Here is a 19207-nt window from a genome sequence, read left to right on the forward strand (position 1 = left end):
TTGAAGATCGTTTCCTACAATGTAAACGGCATACGTGCCGCAATGAACAAAGGATTTATTGAATGGATGAAAACGGTGGATGCAGATGTGATCTGCTTGCAGGAGATCAAGGCCATGGAGGACCAGGTCACCACCCACCTGTTTGAAGAGGCGGGATACCCCTACCACTATTGGTACAGTGCCCAGAAGAAAGGCTACAGCGGGGTCGCCATTCTTTCCAAGGTGAAACCCGATCACGTGGAATACGGCACAGGGATCGACTACATGGATCACGAAGGACGCAACATCAGGGCTGATTTTGGCGATATCTCTGTAATGAGCCTTTACCTGCCATCGGGGACCAATATTGCCCGGCTGGATCACAAGCTGCAGTATATGGCCGACTTCCACGAATACGTAAACGAGCTCAGGAAAGATCGTCCCAACCTGGTCATCTGCGGGGATTACAATATTTGTCACCGGCCCATTGATATCCACGACCCGGTTCGGAACAAGAATGTTTCGGGATTCCTGCCTGTAGAACGCGAGTGGATTGGGAATTTTATCGACAGTGGATTCATAGACAGCTTCCGCTACTTTAATGATGAACCACACCAATATACCTGGTGGAGCTATCGCGCCAACGCCCGGGCGAACAATAAAGGCTGGCGACTGGATTACGGGATGGTAAGCGAACCCCTGGCAGACCGACTGAAACGATCGGTCATCCTCCCGGAGGCCAAGCATAGCGACCATTGCCCCATCTTACTGGAGATAGCGTCCTGAAAGTAGTGCATAGGGCACCTTTTTAAATCATTATAGCAGTAATTTCACCCATTTTTGAAGATATGATATACACTAAGCTCCCCCACACTGATATTGAGGTAAGTAAGATCTGCCTGGGCACCATGACCTGGGGAAAACAGAATACCGAGGCAGAGGCCTTTGAGCAGATGGACTATGCCCTGGACCAGGGGGTGAACTTTTTTGATACGGCAGAACTGTATCCCATCCCTGCTCATCCGGACCGCTATGCGCATACAGAAATCATTATCGGGAACTGGCTAAAGAAGACCGGGAACAGGGATAAAGTAGTGCTCGCTTCTAAGATCGCGGGGAGGTCTGCCCACACAAAATTTATCCGCGAAACCGGGTTTGACCGGGAATCGCTTACCGAAGCGGTAGAGGGGAGTCTTAAACGGCTACAGACGGACCACCTGGACCTTTACCAGCTGCACTGGCCGGAAAGATCTACCAATTATTTCGGGCAGCGGGGCTACGAACACGACCTGTCCGATCATTGGGAAGACAACATACACCAGGTTTTAGAAACCCTCAGGGACCTGATCGCGGAAGGAAAAATCGGGCAGGTAGGATTATCCAATGAAACCCCCTGGGGCGTTATGCGCTTCCTGGAAGAAGGGAAAGTGCATATCAATTTACCCCGGATGATCACCATACAAAATCCCTACAGCCTGCTGAACCGACTCTTTGAAGTGGGCTTATCCGAAATATCCATGCGGTCCAAGATAGGCCTGCTGGCCTATTCACCCCTGGGATTTGGAGTGCTCAGCGGTAAATATTTGGGAGGCAAACAGCCTGCCGATGCCCGCATCACCTTGTTCCCTAATTACAATCGCTATAGCGGGGATAACGCCGTGGAGGCGACCAGCCGCTACGCAGCGCTCGCAGCTGATCACGGTCTTAGCCCCACACAGATGGCCCTGGCCTTTGTGAACAGCCGGCCATTTGTAACCAGCAATATTATTGGCGCAACCAGTATGGTGCAATTAAAGGAAAATATCGGGAGTGCAGATGTGGAGCTGTCTGACGAAGTATTGAAAGGCATAGAAGAGATCCATAAGCAGATTCCTAACCCGGCACCTTAATTCAGAATAGTGCCTCTACGATCTGTTCTATCTTGGAGGCCAGCATGATCTTGATCTTGGTATTCTTCAGGGAGATGGTATTGTTCTTGGAGACATAAATGGTCGTAAACCCAAGCTTTTCGGCTTCCAGGATACGCTGCTCCACCCGTTGTACCGGCCTGATCTCCCCGGCCAGTCCTACCTCGGCAGCAAAGCAGATGCCCTTGTCTATGGCGGTATCATCATTGCTGGAAAGTATGGCTGCCACTACCGCAAGATCTATGGCAGGATCATCCACGGAAATACCCCCGGTAATATTCAGGAATACGTCTTTGGCGCCCAGCTTAAACCCGGCTCGCTTCTCCAGAACAGCCAGCAGCATATTTAATCGTTTAGCATTGTAACCGGTTGCCGAACGCTGGGGCGTACCGTAAACGGCCGTACTGACCAGGGCCTGTATCTCTATCATCAACGGCCGCATACCTTCTACCGTAGCTGCAACCGCGGTGCCGCTCAGGCCTTCGTCATTTTTAGATAGGAGGATCTCTGAGGGGTTGCTCACTTCCCTGAGGCCTTTACCCTGCATCTCGTAGATGCCCAGTTCTGCCGTGGACCCAAAGCGGTTTTTCAGGGCCCTTAAAATCCGGTATACATAATTGCGATCCCCTTCAAACTGCAGTACGGTATCTACCATATGCTCCAGGATCTTGGGGCCGGCCAGGGAGCCATCCTTAGTAATATGCCCGATCAGGATGACCGGGGTGTTGGTCTCCTTGGCAAACTTCATCAGTTCTGCCGTGCATTCCCGTATCTGGGAAATGCTGCCGGCGCCGGATTCGATATAATTGGAATGCAGGGTCTGAATGGAATCGATGACTACGATATCCGGGTCCAGTTTTTCCACGTGGCGGAAAATGTCCTGGGTACGGGTCTCGGTAAGGATGTAGCAACTGTCATTATCAGGCTGAATACGGTCTGCCCGCATCTTGATCTGTTTCTGGCTTTCTTCCCCGGAGACATAGAGGGTGGTGTAGGGTAGTTTCAGGGCGATCTGGAGTAATAGGGTACTTTTCCCGATGCCGGGTTCCCCGCCTAATAATACCAGCGAGCCCGGGACCAGTCCGCCTCCCAGTACGCGGTTGAACTCCTGGTCATAGGTGTTCATTCGCACTTCTCTCTCCGTGGAGATCTCTTTTACCTTCAGGGGTTTAACCCTGGCCCTGTCTTCACTGCCCGGTTGTTTCCAGTCGGCCTTCTCCGGGGCCTGGATCACCTCTTCCACTACGGTGTTCCATTCTTTACAGGCGCCGCACTGGCCGACCCATTTAGCGTATTGGGTGCCGCAATTCTGGCAGAAAAAGGCAGTTTTGGTCTTGGCCATCACAGGGTTTTAGGATGGCTAAAGATATTGTGGTTACTGCTAATAACAAAGTGCTGATGGAATATTGGTCAGAAGCCGAAATCGGCTTTCAGGGCGTCCATTTTTTCCAGGGCCATCTCCTTGGTCAGGAAATCGATCTCTTCCATCCCAAAAGCCTTTTCGTAGGTGCGCAGGGCTTTCTTAGGTTCCCCTTTCTGTTCGTAGTACTCCCCTTCCATATAAAAGCCCAGCATGGTTGTGGGGTAGGCCTTATGGCAGAGTTCGGCCAGATCTTTAAGCGACTCCAGGTCCTCTTTCTTCTTGCTCGCGGCGTAGATGGCCATAATGTCGTTCAGCTCTACCGGTTTGCGGAACCCGAACAGGTCTTCTATCATCTGGTATTTGTCATCCAGGTACTGGAAAACGGGAGCTTCAGAAGCCAGGATATTCTCCTTGTACTCTTTTCGCGAGATAGGCTTAAAGATGCTGAAGGTGCGGTCCCAGGCTTTCCCCAGCCCGTAACTGATCACGGAAAGTTCGTTGGCCTGCGGGTACTCGTCCAGGTAATAGGTGAAATTGTCTTTTTCTATGGCAGACAGGGCCCTGTCCAGTTGTAATATATTGTTCCGGGTTTCATCGCGGTTTCCGCCTACGATGAGGTGGTAAAAGATCTGCTGGTCAAGGGCGGCGACTCGTGTAGGAACCCGGTTTTCCATTTCCGGGGCTAGTAGGGGAGAAATGCTGATAAATGCATTAAAGAGGGAGCGGTCCTTGAATAGGTAATAGTTGCCAAAATTTGCGGTGATATCGTAACCGACAAAGATCTTAAAGGGTGCTACATTATAGGAGGTGGCCAGGTAGGGGATGATCTCCATCCCGAGGAATTCGAAAAAATTCTTGGATTTCTCGGTAGGTAGACCGCTATCCTCGTCAAAGGCACAATCTTCCCATCGCATTTCGTTCTTGGATTGATGGATACCCACCACTATAGATTGGGGCATTCCCTGGAACCTGCTGTAAAACTTAGAAATTGCTACGACCTGGTCAAAAAGGTATTCCGCATCGAGTACCACGACCAGGGGGTAGGTCTTTTCCGCGTCGTAATCTTCGGGGAAGTAATAACGAACATCCCTGCGTTCCTGCAGTTTAAAGGATTCAAAGATTTCCTGGGTGACTTGTGCAGAAAGGCCCAGGCTGCAGCTGAGGGCGATCAGCAGTAAAAAATATGATTTCATGATGTTGGGTTGGTTACCGGTTCCGGTTCAATAACGGTAATAGCAGAAAAGATATTGCACCAAAGACCACTACCATTAGGGTCTGTGCAATCCACATGATCCAGCCGAATGCGTCCCCCGAGACCGAGGAGATCCCGAAAATGGCAAGGGCCCCGCTTACCGCGATAGGATAGAGGCCAACACCCCCGTTCGTGGTGGTCATGGCAAAGGCTCCCGCAACAAAGGCCACCAGTAGCTCATCCAGTCCCAGGTTAATGGTTTCCGGAACAGTGTATTTGATCACCCAGAACATGGCGATATAGCAACCCCAGATAAAAAGGGTATGGGCAACGAAGAGGACTTTCTTTTCCATCCGGAAGATGCTCATCACCCCATCGAGCAGTCCTTTTACCAGGTTGCGGATTTTTAAGGCCAGTTTGGATTTGGACCTCCGCAAAAAAGCCAGGAATATAAACAGGCCCAGTACGCCGGCTCCGGCCAGTACCAGGGTGCCCACCAGGGTGAACCCGCGTCCTTCCAAATAACCCAGGATGATGTCTGTCTGCAGTACCAGGGCAATAACTATAATAAGGAGCAGCATCAGCAGGTCTATCACCCTTTCGGTGACAATAGTGCCGAATCCTTTCTGGAAGGGAACATTCTCATAGGTGGCCAGGGCGGTAGCCCGCAGTACTTCCCCGGACCTGGGGATACCCAGGTTGGCAAAGTAGGCCATCAGGATGATCAGGACGTTATTCGTAATACGTGGACTGTATCCAAGGGGTTGCAGCATATAGTTCCACCGGATGGCCCTGGAAATATGGCTCAGTATCCCGATGAGTATAGACATCCCTACCCAGAAGAGGTCGGCTTCCCTCACGTAATGTATGATCTGTTCGCGTTCTTCTGCCCCGGTCATCTGGTAAGAATACCACACCAAAAAAACTCCCAGGGCAATTGGGAGTATGGTCTTCAGGAGTTTTTTGAGCCTTGGGTTCAAAATCAGTCTAAACGATTGGTCTCTTCATTGGGAAAGACCAAGGAGGGATTGAATTTTTTTGCTTCTTCTATGTCCATCCGGGCATAGGTAATTAGGATGAGTACATCGCCCACGGCGACTTTACGGGCAGCTGCACCGTTCAGGGTAAGTTCTCCGGTACCGCGTGCACCGGGAATAGCGTAGGTTTCCAATCGCTCCCCGTTATTATTGTTCACGATCTGTACCTTCTCTCCCTGTATGATATTGGCGGCGTCCATCAGGTCTTCGTCAATCGTAATACTACCGATATAGTTGAGATCGGCCCCGGTAACTTTTACCCGGTGTATTTTAGATTTTACTACTTCTATTTGCATCGCACAAAGGTAATTAATTCAGCGCTATATTGTCTATCAACCGAACTCCGTCGGCATAGGCGGCAATAAAGGCCCTGTATTTAGTGTTCTCTTTTTTGTCTTTTGCAGGAGTCAGGGTATCCACGTCCGTGATCTGGATGTATTCCAGGTCTAAAAGGTTGTTACGGCGGAACTCCTCTTCTACCCATGCAGTTATATTAGGCGCACTTTCCGTGCCAAACTTACTTTTGGCAGCCTGCAGTATCTCGTAGATGAAAGAAGCCTCCTGCCTGCTGTGATCTGAGAGCCGGGTGTTCCTGCTGCTGAGCGCCAGGCCACTGGCTTCCCTGACAATTGGGCAGCCGATTACGCTTACCGGGATGTGCTCGTTCTGAGTGAGTTTCCTGATGATCTGCAGTTGTTGAAAGTCTTTTTCCCCAAAATAGGCCCTGTGGGGCTCTACGGTTCGGAACAGTGCTTCTACGATAGTGCCCACCCCGTTAAAGTGGCCGGGGCGAAAGGCGCCTTCCATTACTTTATCCAGGCCCTGGAAATCATATTTTTTGGATTCTAGCGCCTGCGGATAGATCTCGTCTATCTCCGGTGTAAAAACGAGCAGTTCTCCGGAGACCTCTTTGAGCAGGGAAAGATCTTTTTGCAGCGGCTTAGGATAATTGGCCAGGTCTTCGGCATTATTAAACTGGGTGGGATTCACAAAAATGCTCACCACTACGACCCCGTTTTCCTCCAAAGCCCTGGAAACCAATGCAAGATGTCCTTGGTGTAAGGCCCCCATAGTAGGTACCAAACCTATTGGTACGTTTTTTGTGCGGTATTGATCCAGATGATCACGTAGTTCAAATTTGGTTTTAAAAACCTGCATATTCCAAATTTAGAGCGTGCAAACTTACTATAATTAAAGCTATTCTACATAATTTTTGTAATTTTGCACCTACGTTTTCCTCCTTAAACAAAATACAGCTTTTATGAATGGTAAAAAGATATTGTTTGTATCTTCAGAATTAGTGCCCTATCTACCCGAGAACGAAGTTTCCTTAATGTCTTACGAAACGCCCAGGATGGTCAACAGCAACGGTGGCCAAATCCGTATTTTCATGCCTAGGTATGGGAATATCAACGAGCGCAGACATCAACTTCACGAGGTGATCCGGCTTTCCGGGATGAACCTGGTGATCAATGATATGGACATGCCTCTTATCATCAAGGTTGCTTCTATACCCAAGGAGCGGATTCAGGTATACTTTATTGATAACGAGGAATACTTTAAGAGGAAAGCGACATTTACCGATGAGAACGGAACCATGTTCCCGGATAACGACGAACGGGCGATCTTTTTTGCCAAAGGTGTCGTAGAAACGGTTAAGAAACTGAACTGGTCCCCTGATATCATCCATGTTCACGGATGGATGGCGTCATTGCTCCCGTTGTACCTGAAGAAATTATACGCGGACGAGCCACTGTTTGCAGACAGTAAGATCGTTACCTCGGTCTACGGTCGCAGCTTTGAAGGGGAACTGGATGAGAAGATGATGTCTAAAATTGCCTTTGACGGAATCCCGGAGGAAGCGATCTCTCTCCTTGAAAAACCCACCTATAATAATTTGTTAAAAGTCGCAGTAGATTCTTCTGATGCCGTTATTTTAGCCGCCGAAGAACTGCCCGAAGACTTGCAGCAGCACATTGATCAGCTCGATAAACCGGTGCTTCCCTATGTTTCCCTGCAGGAATTTGAAGAGGCTTATGCCGATTTCTACACCAATAAGGTGTTGAACGCGACCGTAAACTAGCGAATTGAAAAAATCATTCACATTATAATGTATCATGAAAAAGGACTGGCCTGTGGCCGGACCTTTTCATTTGAGCATACAGCAGAAAGCAATATCCAGTGAGTAGAACAGAACGAATGAACAGAATTATGCCGGGGAAGATTTTTGCAGCCTTAGCCATACTGACAGCGCTAACCTTCGTGGTGTCCTGTGATGAGGATCCTACCACCATCGGCGCCACGGTCACCGGCGGGCAACCATTTAATACAGATCGTGCTGTATACGACGTTTTTGCCTACAACAGGAATATCATCGCTGCCCAGACCAACAAGTTGCCCTTGTACCAGCTTGGCGTCTATAACGACCCGGTTTACGGGCAGACCCGTGCCAAGATTACCACCCAGGTTCAGCTTTCCAATGCAAACCCCATCTTTGGTTCGCAAAGCCAGGAAAACGAGTCTACCCCTGAAAATGAAACCGTAAAAGAGGTAATCCTTTATATGCCTTTCCTGCAGAATAATACAGGGGATGAGGACCGCGACGGTGTGCCGGATGTCTTTGATGCCGACCCTACTGATGCCAATAGTGACAGTGACGGGGATACGCTGACCGATATTGCTGAGACCAATAGTGGTACCGATCCACTGAACGAAGATACAGATGGTGATGGTATACGCGATGATGTGGATACCGAAACCATACGGAATAACTTTCCTAAAAGAGTAGACCTGGATTCCATTTACGGGAACCGGGACATTCCTTTTAACCTGAAAGTGACCCGCTCTACCTATTTCCTGAGAGACCTTGATCCCAATACCAATTTTCAGCAGGCCCAGCCTTATTACTCCAACCAGGACCTCACTTCTTTTGCAGGGGAAGTACTGTTTGACGGGCAGGTGACCATAACAGAAGAAGAGACAGTGATCTTTGAGGAAGATGATCCCGATACCGAGGAGGACGAATCTACCATCGTGGACGAACGTATTCAACCTGGGATCCGGGTTGCACTGGACCCAGCATTTTTCCAGCAGAACATCCTTGATAAGGAGGGAAGTTCCGAGTTGTTGAGCTCCAGTAATTTTAAAGAATTTTTCCGTGGCCTGCACTTTGAAGTAGAGCCCGGAACTGAAGAATTGTTGATGTTGTTAGATCTGACCAGTTCTAACATCACCATAGAATATGAATATGACAACGCATCGGATGAAGAAGATGATATGAACGAAAGCAGTTTCACCCTGAACTTCCTGACCGGTGGTGGTACAAGCCCTGTAAACGGGAATGCGTTGAATACCCTGATCAGCGATGCGTACCCCGCATCTATTTCTGATGACCTGGACAGCGGGAATAACGCCTCCCGGATCTACCTGAAAGGTGGGGCAGGGACCTATGCCAATATCAGGTTGTTTGATACGGACAACGGCGATGCGCTCATCAACCAGATCAAGGCCAACAACTGGATCATCAACGAGGCCAACCTGGTCTTTTATGTAGATCGTACCGCCATACCGGCCGGCGCCAACGAGCCGCCGCGACTTTATATTTTCAATGCGGAGACCAACGCTCCTTTATATGATGCCATCAACGATGTATCTACAGAAAATACCCCCCTGGGTGTACTGCAGACGCACGACGGTATCCTGGTAGAGGAAGATGACAAAGGCCTGAAATACACCATCAGGATCACCGAGCATATTAATAATATCGTAGTGCGCGATTCAGCGAATGCCATGCTTGGGTTAACCCTGACTTCGGACATCAGGCTGACTACCGTGAGAGATGTACTTTTACCGGGCGATACCATGGGAGAGATCCCGGAGATGTCTGTCATCAGTCCTTTGGGTACTGTGCTGTATGGCAGCGAAGTACCTGCTTCCGAAGAAAAGAAACTAAAACTCGAGATCTTCTACACAGAAACCAACTAGGTGAAATTGTGCTTTTTAAAGCATATCTGTGCGCGATTAACGTGATTTTAAGGTAGTAAGCACAATATCTGCTACCTTTGCGCGTATTAACTTCAAAGGAATACCACTAAAAGAAATAACAGAATCATATGTGTGGAATAGTAGGATATATAGGTCACAGGGATGCATATCCCATCATCATGAAAGGGCTTCAGCGCCTGGAGTATCGCGGCTATGACAGTGCCGGGATCGCACTGTACGACGGCACCGATATCAACCTTGCGAAAACTAAGGGAAAGGTCGAGGATCTGAAGAAAAAAGCTGAAAGTGACATTGCCTTAAAAGGCAGCCTGGGAATAGGTCATACACGTTGGGCGACCCATGGGGTTCCCAATGATGTGAACTCGCACCCACACTATTCCAATTCCGGGGACCTGGTGATCATCCATAACGGGATCATCGAGAACTACGAGTCTGTCAAGAAAGAATTAATAAAAAGGGGATACACCTTCAAGTCCGATACGGATACCGAAGTGTTGGTTAACCTTATAGAAGAAGTTAAGAAGAAAGAAGATGTCAAGCTTGGGAAAGCGGTGCAGATCGCGCTGAACCAGGTGGTAGGAGCCTATGCTATCGCCGTTTTTGACCGTAAGAAGCCGGATGAGATCGTCGTAGCTAAACTGGGTAGCCCATTGGCGATCGGGATAGGTGAGAACGAATTCTTTATCGCATCAGATGCTACGCCTTTTATCGAGTTCACGAACAAATCCGTTTACCTGGAAGACGAGGAGATGGCCATTGTTCGCCTTGGGAAAGAGATTAAGCTAAGGAAGATCAAGGATGATTCCATCGCTTACCCTATGGTACAGGAACTGCAGTTAAACCTCGAGGAAATAGAAAAAGGAGGTTACGACCACTTTATGCTGAAAGAGATCTACGAACAGCCCAGGGCGATCAAGGATACTTTTCGTGGTCGTTTGCGTACGGAGCAGGGCATCATTAAGATGGCCGGGGTAGACCAGAACATTGAGAAATTTTTGAATGCCAATCGCATCATCGTGGTGGCTTGCGGTACCTCCTGGCATGCCGGGCTGGTGGCCGAATATATTTTCGAGGACCTGGTAAGGATCCCGGTAGAGGTAGAGTACGCTTCGGAATTCCGTTACAGGAATCCTGTAATTACAGAGAAGGATGTGGTGATCGCCATTTCACAATCCGGGGAGACCGCAGATACTTTGGCTGCCATCAAGCTGGCCAAGGAAAAAGGCGCTTTCGTTTTCGGCGTATGTAACGTGGTAGGTTCATCCATTGCCCGTGAAACCCATGCCGGAGCTTATACCCATGCCGGTCCCGAGATCGGGGTGGCATCCACCAAAGCATTTACAACACAGATCACCGTACTGACCCTTCTGGCCCTGAAACTGGCCAAGCACAAGGGAATGTTCTCCGAGGACAAGTTCCACGAGTTCCTGACCGAGATGGAGAATATGCCTGCCAAGGTAGAAAAGGCCCTGCAGTCTAATGCCCTGGTTGAGATCATTGCGGATGTATATAAAGATTCAGAGAACTGCCTGTACCTGGGACGTGGATTCAACTTCCCCGTTGCCCTGGAAGGTGCTCTAAAATTAAAAGAGATCAGTTATATACACGCGGAAGGATACCCTGCTGCAGAGATGAAGCACGGACCTATCGCCCTGATCGATGAACATATGCCTGTAGTAGTTATTGCTATCAATAAAGGGCATTACGAGAAGGTAGTCAGTAACATACAGGAGATCAAATCCAGGAAAGGAAAGATCATCGCCGTGGTTACCGAAGGAGATGAGCAGGTGAGGGAACTGGCCGATCACGTGATCGAGGTGCCGGAGACCATGGAAAGCCTGAGCCCGCTGCTGACGACCATTCCACTGCAATTGCTTTCTTACCACATCGCGGTTATGCGCGGTTGTAATGTAGACCAGCCCCGTAACCTGGCCAAGTCGGTTACTGTGGAGTAGTAAGAAAGAAACATAGAATTTAAAGCCCCTGCATAGGGGCTTTTTTTATGCCGGGAAAAGACTTACTGTCCTGTTAAATGTGTTTTAGTAAGGTGCCCATCCTCATGAATCTGAAGGATTTGGCGGATTAAATATTAAATTCTCAGTGAAGCCCTTGTAGGAAAACGGAATTATTACTATGCGTGCATAATTTTTTTCAAATTCCTAAAGAGCGCTTAAAAAATTGTGTATCTTGGCATCGTTCGATCAATTAACAAACAATTAACATGACTCTGAAAAGACTTATTTTACTGGTTCCCTTGTTATTTCTTAGCCTTGGAGCCTTAGCGCAGACAGTAATTAAAGGTACTGTGACAGACGAAAGCGGGGAGCCGATCCCGGGAGCTAACGTGGTTATCGTAGGAAAAGCTATAGGAACAGTTACTGATTTTGACGGGAACTATGTCCTGGAAACCCAGGAAGAGCCACCATTTACTATTCGTGTAACGAGTATTGGGTACGCGGAATTTACCACACAGGTGACCTCGAGCAGTGAATCTATGGATATTACCCTTCCCGAGGCAAGCACCCAGCTGGATGAGATCGTGCTTTCAGCTTCGAGGAGCCCGGAAAGAGTATTTGAATCCCCGGTTTCTGTAGAGCGTTTTGGTTTAAAAGAGATCAAGACCACCTCTTCAGCATCCTTTTACGATGGGCTGGAGAATTTAAAAGGTGTAGACCTGAATAAGAACAGTTTAACCTTTACAAGTATTAACACCCGTGGTTTTGCCACTTTTGCCAACGTGCGATTCCTGCAGCTGGTAGACGGAATGGATAACACCGCTCCCGGGCTGAACTTTGTACTGGGTAACCTGGTGGGGATGTCAGAACTGGAAGTACAGAGCGTGGAGATCCTTCCCGGTGCATCTTCTGCACTTTATGGAGCAGGTGCATTTAACGGGATCCTCTTTATGAGGAGTAAGAATCCTTTTGATTACCAGGGTATCAGTGCTTATGGTAAAGCCGGACTTACTTCCCAGGATGCCGCAGGGGATAATACTTATTACGATATTGGAATCCGTGCTGCACATGCTTTCAGTGATAAACTTGCCGTTAAAGCCAACCTTTCTATCCTAAAAGGAGAAGACTGGTATGCCACGCGTACGGATGATGTAGGAAACCCCGGTTTCACTCGCGCTAACCCGGCATATAACGGTCTTAACGTATACGGTGATGAAGTAGGTACTACCCTGAACTTTGATCAATTGGCAGGACTACCTGATGGCACCCTTGGCGCGCAACGTGTCACCCGTACCGGCTACGAAGAACGAGACTTGGTAGACTATGGTGCGGAAAGTGTGAAGTCTGATTTCTCTGTCTACTACCGTCCTTTCGCCAATGATTTCGAGATCATCTACAACGGGCGCGTAGGTCGTGGTAATACTATTTACCAGGGGGCCAACCGTTTCGCTGTGCGAAATTTTAACCTGCAGCAGCATAAACTGGAGTTCCGTAATAACAACTTCTTCCTGAGGGGATATATTACTTCTGAAAATGCGGGAGATTCTTATGATACCCGTTTTGCAGCTATTAACCTGAACCGTCGATGGAAATCTGACCAACAATGGTTCCAGCAATATGCCCAGACGTATATCGGGGCGCGATTGGGTCTGGTACCCGGAGGGCCATATGACGAGAACACTGCCCACCAAATTGCACGTGGACAGGCAGATACCGGCCGATTGGTTCCGGGATCGGATGCCTTCCAAAACAACCTGAATTCAGTGATCGCTGATGGTGATCTTACACAGGGGGCTAAATTCATAGATAACACTAAGTTCCGTCACGTGGATGCGAATTACAACTTCTCGCACCTGATGGGAGAGATCGCCGAATTCCAGGTAGGTGGATCTTACCGTGAGTACGAACTGAACTCGCAGGGAACCATTTTTACGGATTTTGACGGACCGATCATCTACCATGAGCAGGGAGCTTATGCCCAGGTTCAGAAAAAATTGATGGACGAGCGTTTAAAATTCACAGGATCTGTACGATTTGATAAGAACGAATTCTTTGACGGCTTTTTCTCTCCGAGGTTATCCGTAGTCTATACCGCGGGGGACAACAGGAACCAGAATTTCAGATTCTCTGTACAGCAGGGTTTCCGTAACCCAACCACCCAGGACCTTTTTATCGGGCTGGATGCAGGGCAGGCGATCCTGGTAGGATCAGCTCCTGATAACCTGGACAGGGATGTGCGGACCTTCCCGCTTACCGCAGGTGGACAGGCGTTCACCGGGCAGGAAAGTGTACAGGTAGTAGGGCGTGCAGCTTACGAGAATGCATTCTCCGTAGCTTCAGTACAAGCAGGTGCTCCTGTGGCTATTGATACGGACCTTGTACAACCGGAAGAGGTAACCGCTTACGAAGTTGGATACCGTGCACAGTCGGGCAAATTTGCGCTGGACCTGAGTGCTTACTACAACCAGTATGACAACTTTATTTCTACCCAGTCTGTATTAGTACCTCTTTACGGGGAGGCAGGAGATAATACTGTTTCACTGCTGGCCTTGCAGAATGGAGATTTCAGGGCTTACCAGGTGTACACCAACTCCCTGGCAGACATCAAATCTTATGGTGGGTCTATAGGAGTAGATACCAAGATATTGGGCGACTTTGACCTGGGTGCAAGTTATACTTATGCCGATTTTGAATTTGACCAGTCTGCCAACCCGGACTTCAGGCCCGGCTTCAACACCGCTAAACACAAGTTCAAGGCATCCTTCGGGCATACCGAGCTGTTGCAGAACTTTGGTTTTAAAGTAAATTACCGCTGGACGGACTCTTACCTGTGGCAGTCGTCTTTCGCTGATGGCGTAATCGATGCCTACGGGGTCCTGGATGCACAGATCAATTATTCGGTTCCATCGATCAAGTCGATCTTTAAAGCGGGTGGTTCTAACATTACAGGGAATGAATATTTCTCAGCTACCGGTTCCGGGGCTATCGGATCCATCTATTACCTGAGCTGGACCATAAACCCTTAAGCATCAAAAATCAACACTATTTATAAGCACCCCGGCAGGGGTGCTTTTTTTATGCCCAAAAAAGGCGTTAAAACCATTCCTAATTAAAATGTAATCTACTATCTTTGCAGCCGGAAAAACAGCCCCATAGGCACTAAGCTTATGGTTTTTAAATACAATATTAAATACGTAAACAATGGCAAAAGTTACAGGTAAGGTTCTACAGATCATTGGGCCGGTGATAGACGTTGAGTTTCCATCCGGAGCCGACCTTCCAAAAATTTACGATTCGTTGGAGATCACTCGTGAGGACGGGAGCATCCTGGTACTGGAAGTGCAGTCGCACGTAGGTGAGAACACCGTTCGTACCATTTCTATGGATTCTACAGATGGTTTAAGCCGTGGTGTAGATGCTGTCGCTACCGGTAGCGCCATACAGATGCCCATCGGTGACGATGTATATGGTCGTCTGTTCAACGTGATTGGTGATCCTATCGATGGTCTTGGAGATCTGCCTAAGAGCGGGAAGGACGGACTACCGATCCACCGCGAGGCACCTAAGTTCGAGGACCTGACCACCTCTACCGAAGTATTGTTTACAGGGATCAAGGTTATTGACCTTATCGAGCCTTACGCCAAGGGGGGTAAGATCGGACTGTTCGGAGGAGCAGGGGTTGGTAAAACCGTATTGATCCAGGAATTGATCAACAACATCGCCAAAGGCCACGGTGGACTTTCAGTTTTCGCCGGGGTAGGAGAACGTACCCGTGAGGGGAACGACCTGCTGAGGGAGATGTTAGAATCCGGAATTATCAAGTACGGGGACGACTTTATGCACTCTATGGAGGCAGGAGGATGGGACCTGAGCAAGGTGGATAAGAAAGCCATGCGCGAGTCTAAGGCGACCTTCGTTTTCGGACAGATGAACGAACCACCGGGAGCCCGTGCAAGGGTAGCCCTTTCAGGACTGACCATCGCGGAATACTTCCGTGACGGGGCAGGAGAAGGACAAGGAAAAGACGTTCTTTTCTTCGTTGATAACATTTTCCGTTTCACCCAGGCAGGTTCCGAGGTATCGGCACTGCTAGGACGTATGCCTTCTGCGGTAGGTTACCAGCCAACCCTGGCCACAGAGATGGGGGCCATGCAGGAGCGTATTACTTCTACCAAGCGTGGATCCATTACTTCTGTACAGGCGGTTTACGTACCTGCGGATGACCTTACGGATCCGGCACCGGCAACTACCTTTGCCCACCTGGATGCCACTACAGTATTAAGTCGTAAGATCGCGGAGCTGGGTATCTACCCTGCGGTAGATCCACTGGATTCTACTTCACGTATTCTTACAGCTGAGATTCTAGGAAAAGAGCATTACGCTTGTGCGCAACGCGTAAAGGAGTTGCTGCAGCGTTATAAAGAATTACAGGACATCATCGCCATCCTTGGTATGGAAGAATTGTCTGAAGAGGATAAACTAGCCGTAGGACGCGCTCGTAGGGTACAGCGTTTCCTGTCACAGCCTTTCCACGTGGCAGAGCAGTTTACCGGTATCCCCGGAGTCCTTGTAGACATCAAGGAAACCATTAAAGGTTTCAACATGATCATGGACGGGGAACTGGATCACCTTCCGGAAGCAGCCTTCAACCTGAAAGGGACTATCGAGGAAGCTATAGAAGCCGGTGAGAAGATGTTGGCCGAAGTATAAAGAATGGTTTAAGGTTTGGGGTTTGAAGTTTGAAGAGAACTTAACCCCAAACTCCAGACCCTGCCCTGAGCGTAGTCGAAGGGCCTTAACTCCAAACTAAAAAGCATGCATTTAGAGATCGTATCACCGGAAGCGACCCTGTACAGCGGGGAAGTCACATCGGTTACCGTACCGGGCGTCGATGGAGAGTTCCAGATGCTGGACAACCACGCTGCCATCGTTTCTGTTTTGCAGGAAGGTGATGTTAAGATAGAAGGTAACATAATCCTGGCCGAGGGCGTCAAGAACCACTTTACTAAGAATGCAGACGGCAAGACCGTGTTGCACATTCAGAGTGGTACCGTTGAGATGAAGGACAACAAGGTCATCGTCCTCGCAGACTAAGCGATCACGGATTTATAATATTAGGAGACCGCGGCTGAGAAGCTGCGGTTTTTTTTTGGCCGCCTTGCAGGCGGGGTTACAGGGTTACAAAGGTACATAGGTACAGAGGTACAGTAAACTTGAGTAAGGGTATATCCTGGAGTAGCTCCTCCCTTTAGTTAAAGGGAGGTGGCGCCTGCGAAGCAGGTGACGGAGGGACATAGGTACAAAGGGACATGGTTACAGGGTTACAAGGTGACAAAAGTACATCGGGACATAGTACGGGGATATCTCAATTTGACCCATGTCGCGAACATCGAATTTACCTGCCATGGCAGGCTTAAAACTTCAAACTTCAAACGGCCCTTCAGGCCTCCCCTCACCCTACGTCTTCCTCTCGTTCACTACGTTCCCTCGTCGGAGACGGGAGGGAGAGGGGACGCCTTGCTACGGTCATCTCGAGCGGAGTCGAGAGGCTTTGTGAGTTGCTTTCGAATGGTTCTCGACTCCGCTCGAACTGACAGATCGTGTCTTAACTATGAAGAAAACGAAGGCCTCGAACTTCGAACATCGAACCTCGAACGGCCCTTCAGGGCCCTGCCCTCACCCTAACTCTTCGTCTTCCTCTCGCTCACTACGTTCCCTCGTCGGAGACGGGAGGGAGAGGGAGACGAATTACTTTCGTGATTACGCATGCAGCTCCTCCTTTTAGTTCAAGGGAGGTGGCGCCTGCGAAGCAGGTGACGGAGGGTTTGTTTGACCGCCTAATAGGCGGAGGGACATAGGTACAAAGTTACATAGGGACAGCGATAGCTAATTTGAGGCCTCGCCCCAAAACTCCGAACCCCAAACTTCAAACGGCCATAGGCCCACCCAAGTAAGAATTTTAACACACTGATTTCATCGTATTTTTATTCTGTTAACACAGGATTTGTAGAAATTTTCCTATATTCACCTTCGTTTCGTTAGGACTATGTCCATTTGCGACGACCAATGATTAAACAACCAGCCCGGTAGCCGGGCAATGCCCCCTGATGGCAAGGGCATCAACTGGCTACCTTTTTTGATAGTAATGAAACAGCACCTACTTTACTTCCTGTTGCTGCCGGGGGTTGCCCTCCTCGGTAGTTGCGGGTTGTCTAAGCACCCTGCATCCTATCAAAGAGACGGGGAAGAGGTACAACTACAACCGCTCTGCCAGGCGCAAGGACAAGAGCAAGAATTTTTTGACGGTGGTGCCCTGGCACTGGCCTTGGCCCCCAGGCTGGTCAACCTGGCCGCCTCCTCTCTCAAGACTTATTACGAAAAAGAAAGCGAGAAATACGTCGCCTCTTACGGGGCCACCTATGTGGGTGAGGATTTCTACGCGGACGATCTTAGTTTGAATGTTAGCTGTAAGGCACTGGAGCTCCGGCGTACTGTAAAGAACAGCGCCGGGGCCATTGTGCCTGCCGCAACCATCCGCTTACAATGGGTAAGCAACACAGAAGGAACTCTTTTGGCCCTGCTCCCGGAGTATCTCGAATTAGCTCAATCCAAAACCGCGCTCCGGGCCGGGGACCAGAATGCCGACCTGCAGATCAGCGTCAATCTCAACGGCTGGTGGCAGGATAAGAACGGGCTGGTAAAGAGCAAGACCCTGGGTGAAGCCGACTTGCAACTCCGGGATATCAGCCTTGGGGAAACCTACCGGCTTCATGGCAATCTGAACAACTCCTATTTAACCGATAGCAAAGGCAATAAAAGCAATTATAATATACAATCGGCCTGGATGGCCCCGGTCCCGGTATCCCGCGATCATAAGGGCGAACGCCTGCCCAATGCCCGCGGCAATTACAGCCTGGCCTTCACCGTCACCGAAACCGATGATTTTGGTAAACGACTGTCCCATAAGGGGCAGCAGCTCTATGATCATCGGGGGATACTGATGGAGGTGCTGGAGAGTGTGTTGGATGAATAATGATTACAGCCCGCCCGAACGTGCCAAAGGCATGGGCGGGGGTTACAAGGTTATAGGGTTACGGGCCGCCCGAACGGGCGGGGTACATAGGGACACAGTTACATAGGTACATTATAGAATTAATAAAACATTAGAATAATATACACCAACCAACATATTACAAATGATCAGCCACACCAAACCCTGCCCTGAAGCGCCCGCCCGTACCGGACGGCACGTTCGGGCGGGAAGTCGAAGGGCCCAAACCCCAAACCCCAAACACCAAACTCCAAACCCATGCCAACAAGTAACTGCCAACTGCGAACTGCAAACTGACCACGGATATGAACTGGTACCTTAAAGTCATCAGCCAATACACCGACTTCACCGGCCGTGCACGGCGGATGGAGTACTGGATGTTCGTTCTCTTTCATTTCATTTTTAGTGTTTTGGCGGTAGCTATAGACAACCTGCTGGGGATCACCTTCGGGGATATCCCCTATGGGTGGTTATTCCTGGCTTATGCCTTGTTCAGCCTGCTGCCCGGACTGGCGGTACAGGTGAGGCGACTGCACGACAGCGGCCGCAGTGGCTGGTGGATCCTTATCGGTTTTGTGCCCTTGGTGGGCGGGCTCGTATTGCTGGTGTTTTACCTGCTGGACAGCGAGGACGGGCCTAATGACTATGGCCCGAATCCCAAGGTCTTACGAATCTAGATTGAGTTAGTTAGTTGGCCCCCATAGCTCATTCAGTGGAG

General features: G+C 49.3%; 15 protein-coding genes. 10 read left to right on the forward strand and 5 right to left on the reverse strand.

The genetic code is table 11. The annotated features are described in order from the left end of the window. Both PP178_RS05650 and PP178_RS05655 read left to right on the forward strand, forming a co-directional pair. Positions 1 to 765, forward strand: a complete 765-nt coding sequence (locus PP178_RS05650; RefSeq protein ID WP_272593333.1) for an exodeoxyribonuclease III — start codon at positions 1 to 3, stop codon at positions 763 to 765. 62 nt (positions 766 to 827) lie between these two features. After that, positions 828 to 1868 carry an NADP(H)-dependent aldo-keto reductase gene (locus tag PP178_RS05655; RefSeq protein WP_272593334.1) on the forward strand — a complete coding sequence of 347 codons (1041 nt, stop codon included), beginning with the start codon at positions 828 to 830 and terminating at the stop codon, positions 1866 to 1868. Between the two features lies 1 nt (position 1869). Here the strand turns inward: PP178_RS05655 and radA are convergent, their stop codons facing one another. From radA to panC, 5 genes are all read right to left on the reverse strand, one after another. Continuing rightward, positions 1870 to 3228 carry a DNA repair protein RadA gene (gene radA, locus PP178_RS05660; protein WP_272593335.1) on the reverse strand — a complete coding sequence of 453 codons (1359 nt, stop codon included), beginning with the start codon at positions 3226 to 3228 and terminating at the stop codon, positions 1870 to 1872. Between the two features lie 68 nt (positions 3229 to 3296). Then, on the reverse strand, positions 3297 to 4442 hold the full coding sequence (locus PP178_RS05665) for an alpha/beta hydrolase (RefSeq protein ID WP_272593336.1): 1146 nt from the start codon (positions 4440 to 4442) through the stop codon (positions 3297 to 3299). Positions 4443 to 4455: 13 nt separating this feature from the next. Beyond that, a complete protein-coding gene (locus PP178_RS05670; RefSeq protein ID WP_272593337.1) occupies positions 4456 to 5421 on the reverse strand; it encodes a lysylphosphatidylglycerol synthase transmembrane domain-containing protein in 966 nt (321 codons plus the stop codon). A 2-nt stretch (positions 5422 to 5423) separates the two neighbouring features. Continuing rightward, positions 5424 to 5774 (reverse strand): aspartate 1-decarboxylase, encoded by a 351-nt coding sequence (gene panD / locus PP178_RS05675; protein WP_272593338.1) that lies wholly within the window; start codon positions 5772 to 5774, stop codon positions 5424 to 5426. A gap of 13 nt (positions 5775 to 5787) precedes the next feature. Next, positions 5788 to 6636: a pantoate--beta-alanine ligase gene (gene panC / locus PP178_RS05680; protein WP_272593339.1), complete on the reverse strand. Its 849-nt coding sequence runs from the start codon at positions 6634 to 6636 to the stop codon at positions 5788 to 5790. A 103-nt stretch (positions 6637 to 6739) separates the two neighbouring features. Between panC and PP178_RS05685 the strand changes: the two genes are divergently transcribed. The 8 genes from PP178_RS05685 to PP178_RS05720 all read left to right on the forward strand — a co-directional run bounded on the left by PP178_RS05685 (position 6740) and on the right by PP178_RS05720 (position 19166). Then, positions 6740 to 7561, forward strand: a complete 822-nt coding sequence (locus PP178_RS05685) for a glycogen/starch synthase (protein WP_272593340.1) — start codon at positions 6740 to 6742, stop codon at positions 7559 to 7561. A gap of 116 nt (positions 7562 to 7677) precedes the next feature. Beyond that, the gene (locus PP178_RS05690) at positions 7678 to 9462 is read left to right on the forward strand and encodes a DUF4270 domain-containing protein (RefSeq protein ID WP_272593341.1); all 1785 of its coding nucleotides are present in this window, start codon (positions 7678 to 7680) and stop codon (positions 9460 to 9462) included. A gap of 128 nt (positions 9463 to 9590) precedes the next feature. Further along, positions 9591 to 11438 (forward strand): glutamine--fructose-6-phosphate transaminase (isomerizing), encoded by a 1848-nt coding sequence (gene glmS / locus PP178_RS05695; RefSeq protein ID WP_272593342.1) that lies wholly within the window; start codon positions 9591 to 9593, stop codon positions 11436 to 11438. A 266-nt stretch (positions 11439 to 11704) separates the two neighbouring features. Next, positions 11705 to 14464 (forward strand): TonB-dependent receptor, encoded by a 2760-nt coding sequence (locus tag PP178_RS05700; RefSeq protein ID WP_272593343.1) that lies wholly within the window; start codon positions 11705 to 11707, stop codon positions 14462 to 14464. Between the two features lie 175 nt (positions 14465 to 14639). Then, complete coding sequence (gene atpD / locus PP178_RS05705; RefSeq protein WP_272593344.1) at positions 14640 to 16148, forward strand: F0F1 ATP synthase subunit beta; 1509 nt, start codon at positions 14640 to 14642, stop codon at positions 16146 to 16148. A 105-nt stretch (positions 16149 to 16253) separates the two neighbouring features. Beyond that, a complete protein-coding gene (locus PP178_RS05710) occupies positions 16254 to 16532 on the forward strand; it encodes a F0F1 ATP synthase subunit epsilon (RefSeq protein WP_272593345.1) in 279 nt (92 codons plus the stop codon). Between the two features lie 1051 nt (positions 16533 to 17583). Then, positions 17584 to 18471, forward strand: a complete 888-nt coding sequence (locus tag PP178_RS05715; protein ID WP_272593346.1) for a hypothetical protein — start codon at positions 17584 to 17586, stop codon at positions 18469 to 18471. A gap of 323 nt (positions 18472 to 18794) precedes the next feature. Next, positions 18795 to 19166, forward strand: a complete 372-nt coding sequence (locus PP178_RS05720) for a DUF805 domain-containing protein (RefSeq protein ID WP_272593347.1) — start codon at positions 18795 to 18797, stop codon at positions 19164 to 19166. Positions 19167 to 19207 lie beyond the last annotated feature (41 nt).

It is taken from the genome of Zeaxanthinibacter sp. PT1 (assembly GCF_028464225.1).
In the GTDB taxonomy this organism is placed as follows: domain Bacteria; phylum Bacteroidota; class Bacteroidia; order Flavobacteriales; family Flavobacteriaceae; genus Zeaxanthinibacter.

Excerpts from the sequence above, each read along its gene's own strand:
- PP178_RS05690 (WP_272593341.1), top strand. The coding sequence starts at position 7,678 with ATGAACAGAATTATGCCGGGGAAGATTTTTGCAGCCTTAGCCATACTG.
- radA (WP_272593335.1), bottom strand. The coding sequence starts at position 3,228 with ATGGCCAAGACCAAAACTGCCTTTTTCTGCCAGAATTGCGGCACCCAA.
- glmS (WP_272593342.1), top strand. The coding sequence starts at position 9,591 with ATGTGTGGAATAGTAGGATATATAGGTCACAGGGATGCATATCCCATC.
- PP178_RS05715 (WP_272593346.1), top strand. The coding sequence starts at position 17,584 with ATGAAACAGCACCTACTTTACTTCCTGTTGCTGCCGGGGGTTGCCCTC.
- PP178_RS05685 (WP_272593340.1), top strand. The coding sequence starts at position 6,740 with ATGAATGGTAAAAAGATATTGTTTGTATCTTCAGAATTAGTGCCCTAT.
- atpD (WP_272593344.1), top strand. The coding sequence starts at position 14,640 with ATGGCAAAAGTTACAGGTAAGGTTCTACAGATCATTGGGCCGGTGATA.
- panD (WP_272593338.1), bottom strand. The coding sequence starts at position 5,774 with ATGCAAATAGAAGTAGTAAAATCTAAAATACACCGGGTAAAAGTTACC.
- PP178_RS05720 (WP_272593347.1), top strand. The coding sequence starts at position 18,795 with ATGAACTGGTACCTTAAAGTCATCAGCCAATACACCGACTTCACCGGC.
- panC (WP_272593339.1), bottom strand. The coding sequence starts at position 6,636 with ATGCAGGTTTTTAAAACCAAATTTGAACTACGTGATCATCTGGATCAA.
- PP178_RS05665 (WP_272593336.1), bottom strand. The coding sequence starts at position 4,442 with ATGAAATCATATTTTTTACTGCTGATCGCCCTCAGCTGCAGCCTGGGC.
- PP178_RS05700 (WP_272593343.1), top strand. The coding sequence starts at position 11,705 with ATGACTCTGAAAAGACTTATTTTACTGGTTCCCTTGTTATTTCTTAGC.
- PP178_RS05710 (WP_272593345.1), top strand. The coding sequence starts at position 16,254 with ATGCATTTAGAGATCGTATCACCGGAAGCGACCCTGTACAGCGGGGAA.
- PP178_RS05655 (WP_272593334.1), top strand. The coding sequence starts at position 828 with ATGATATACACTAAGCTCCCCCACACTGATATTGAGGTAAGTAAGATC.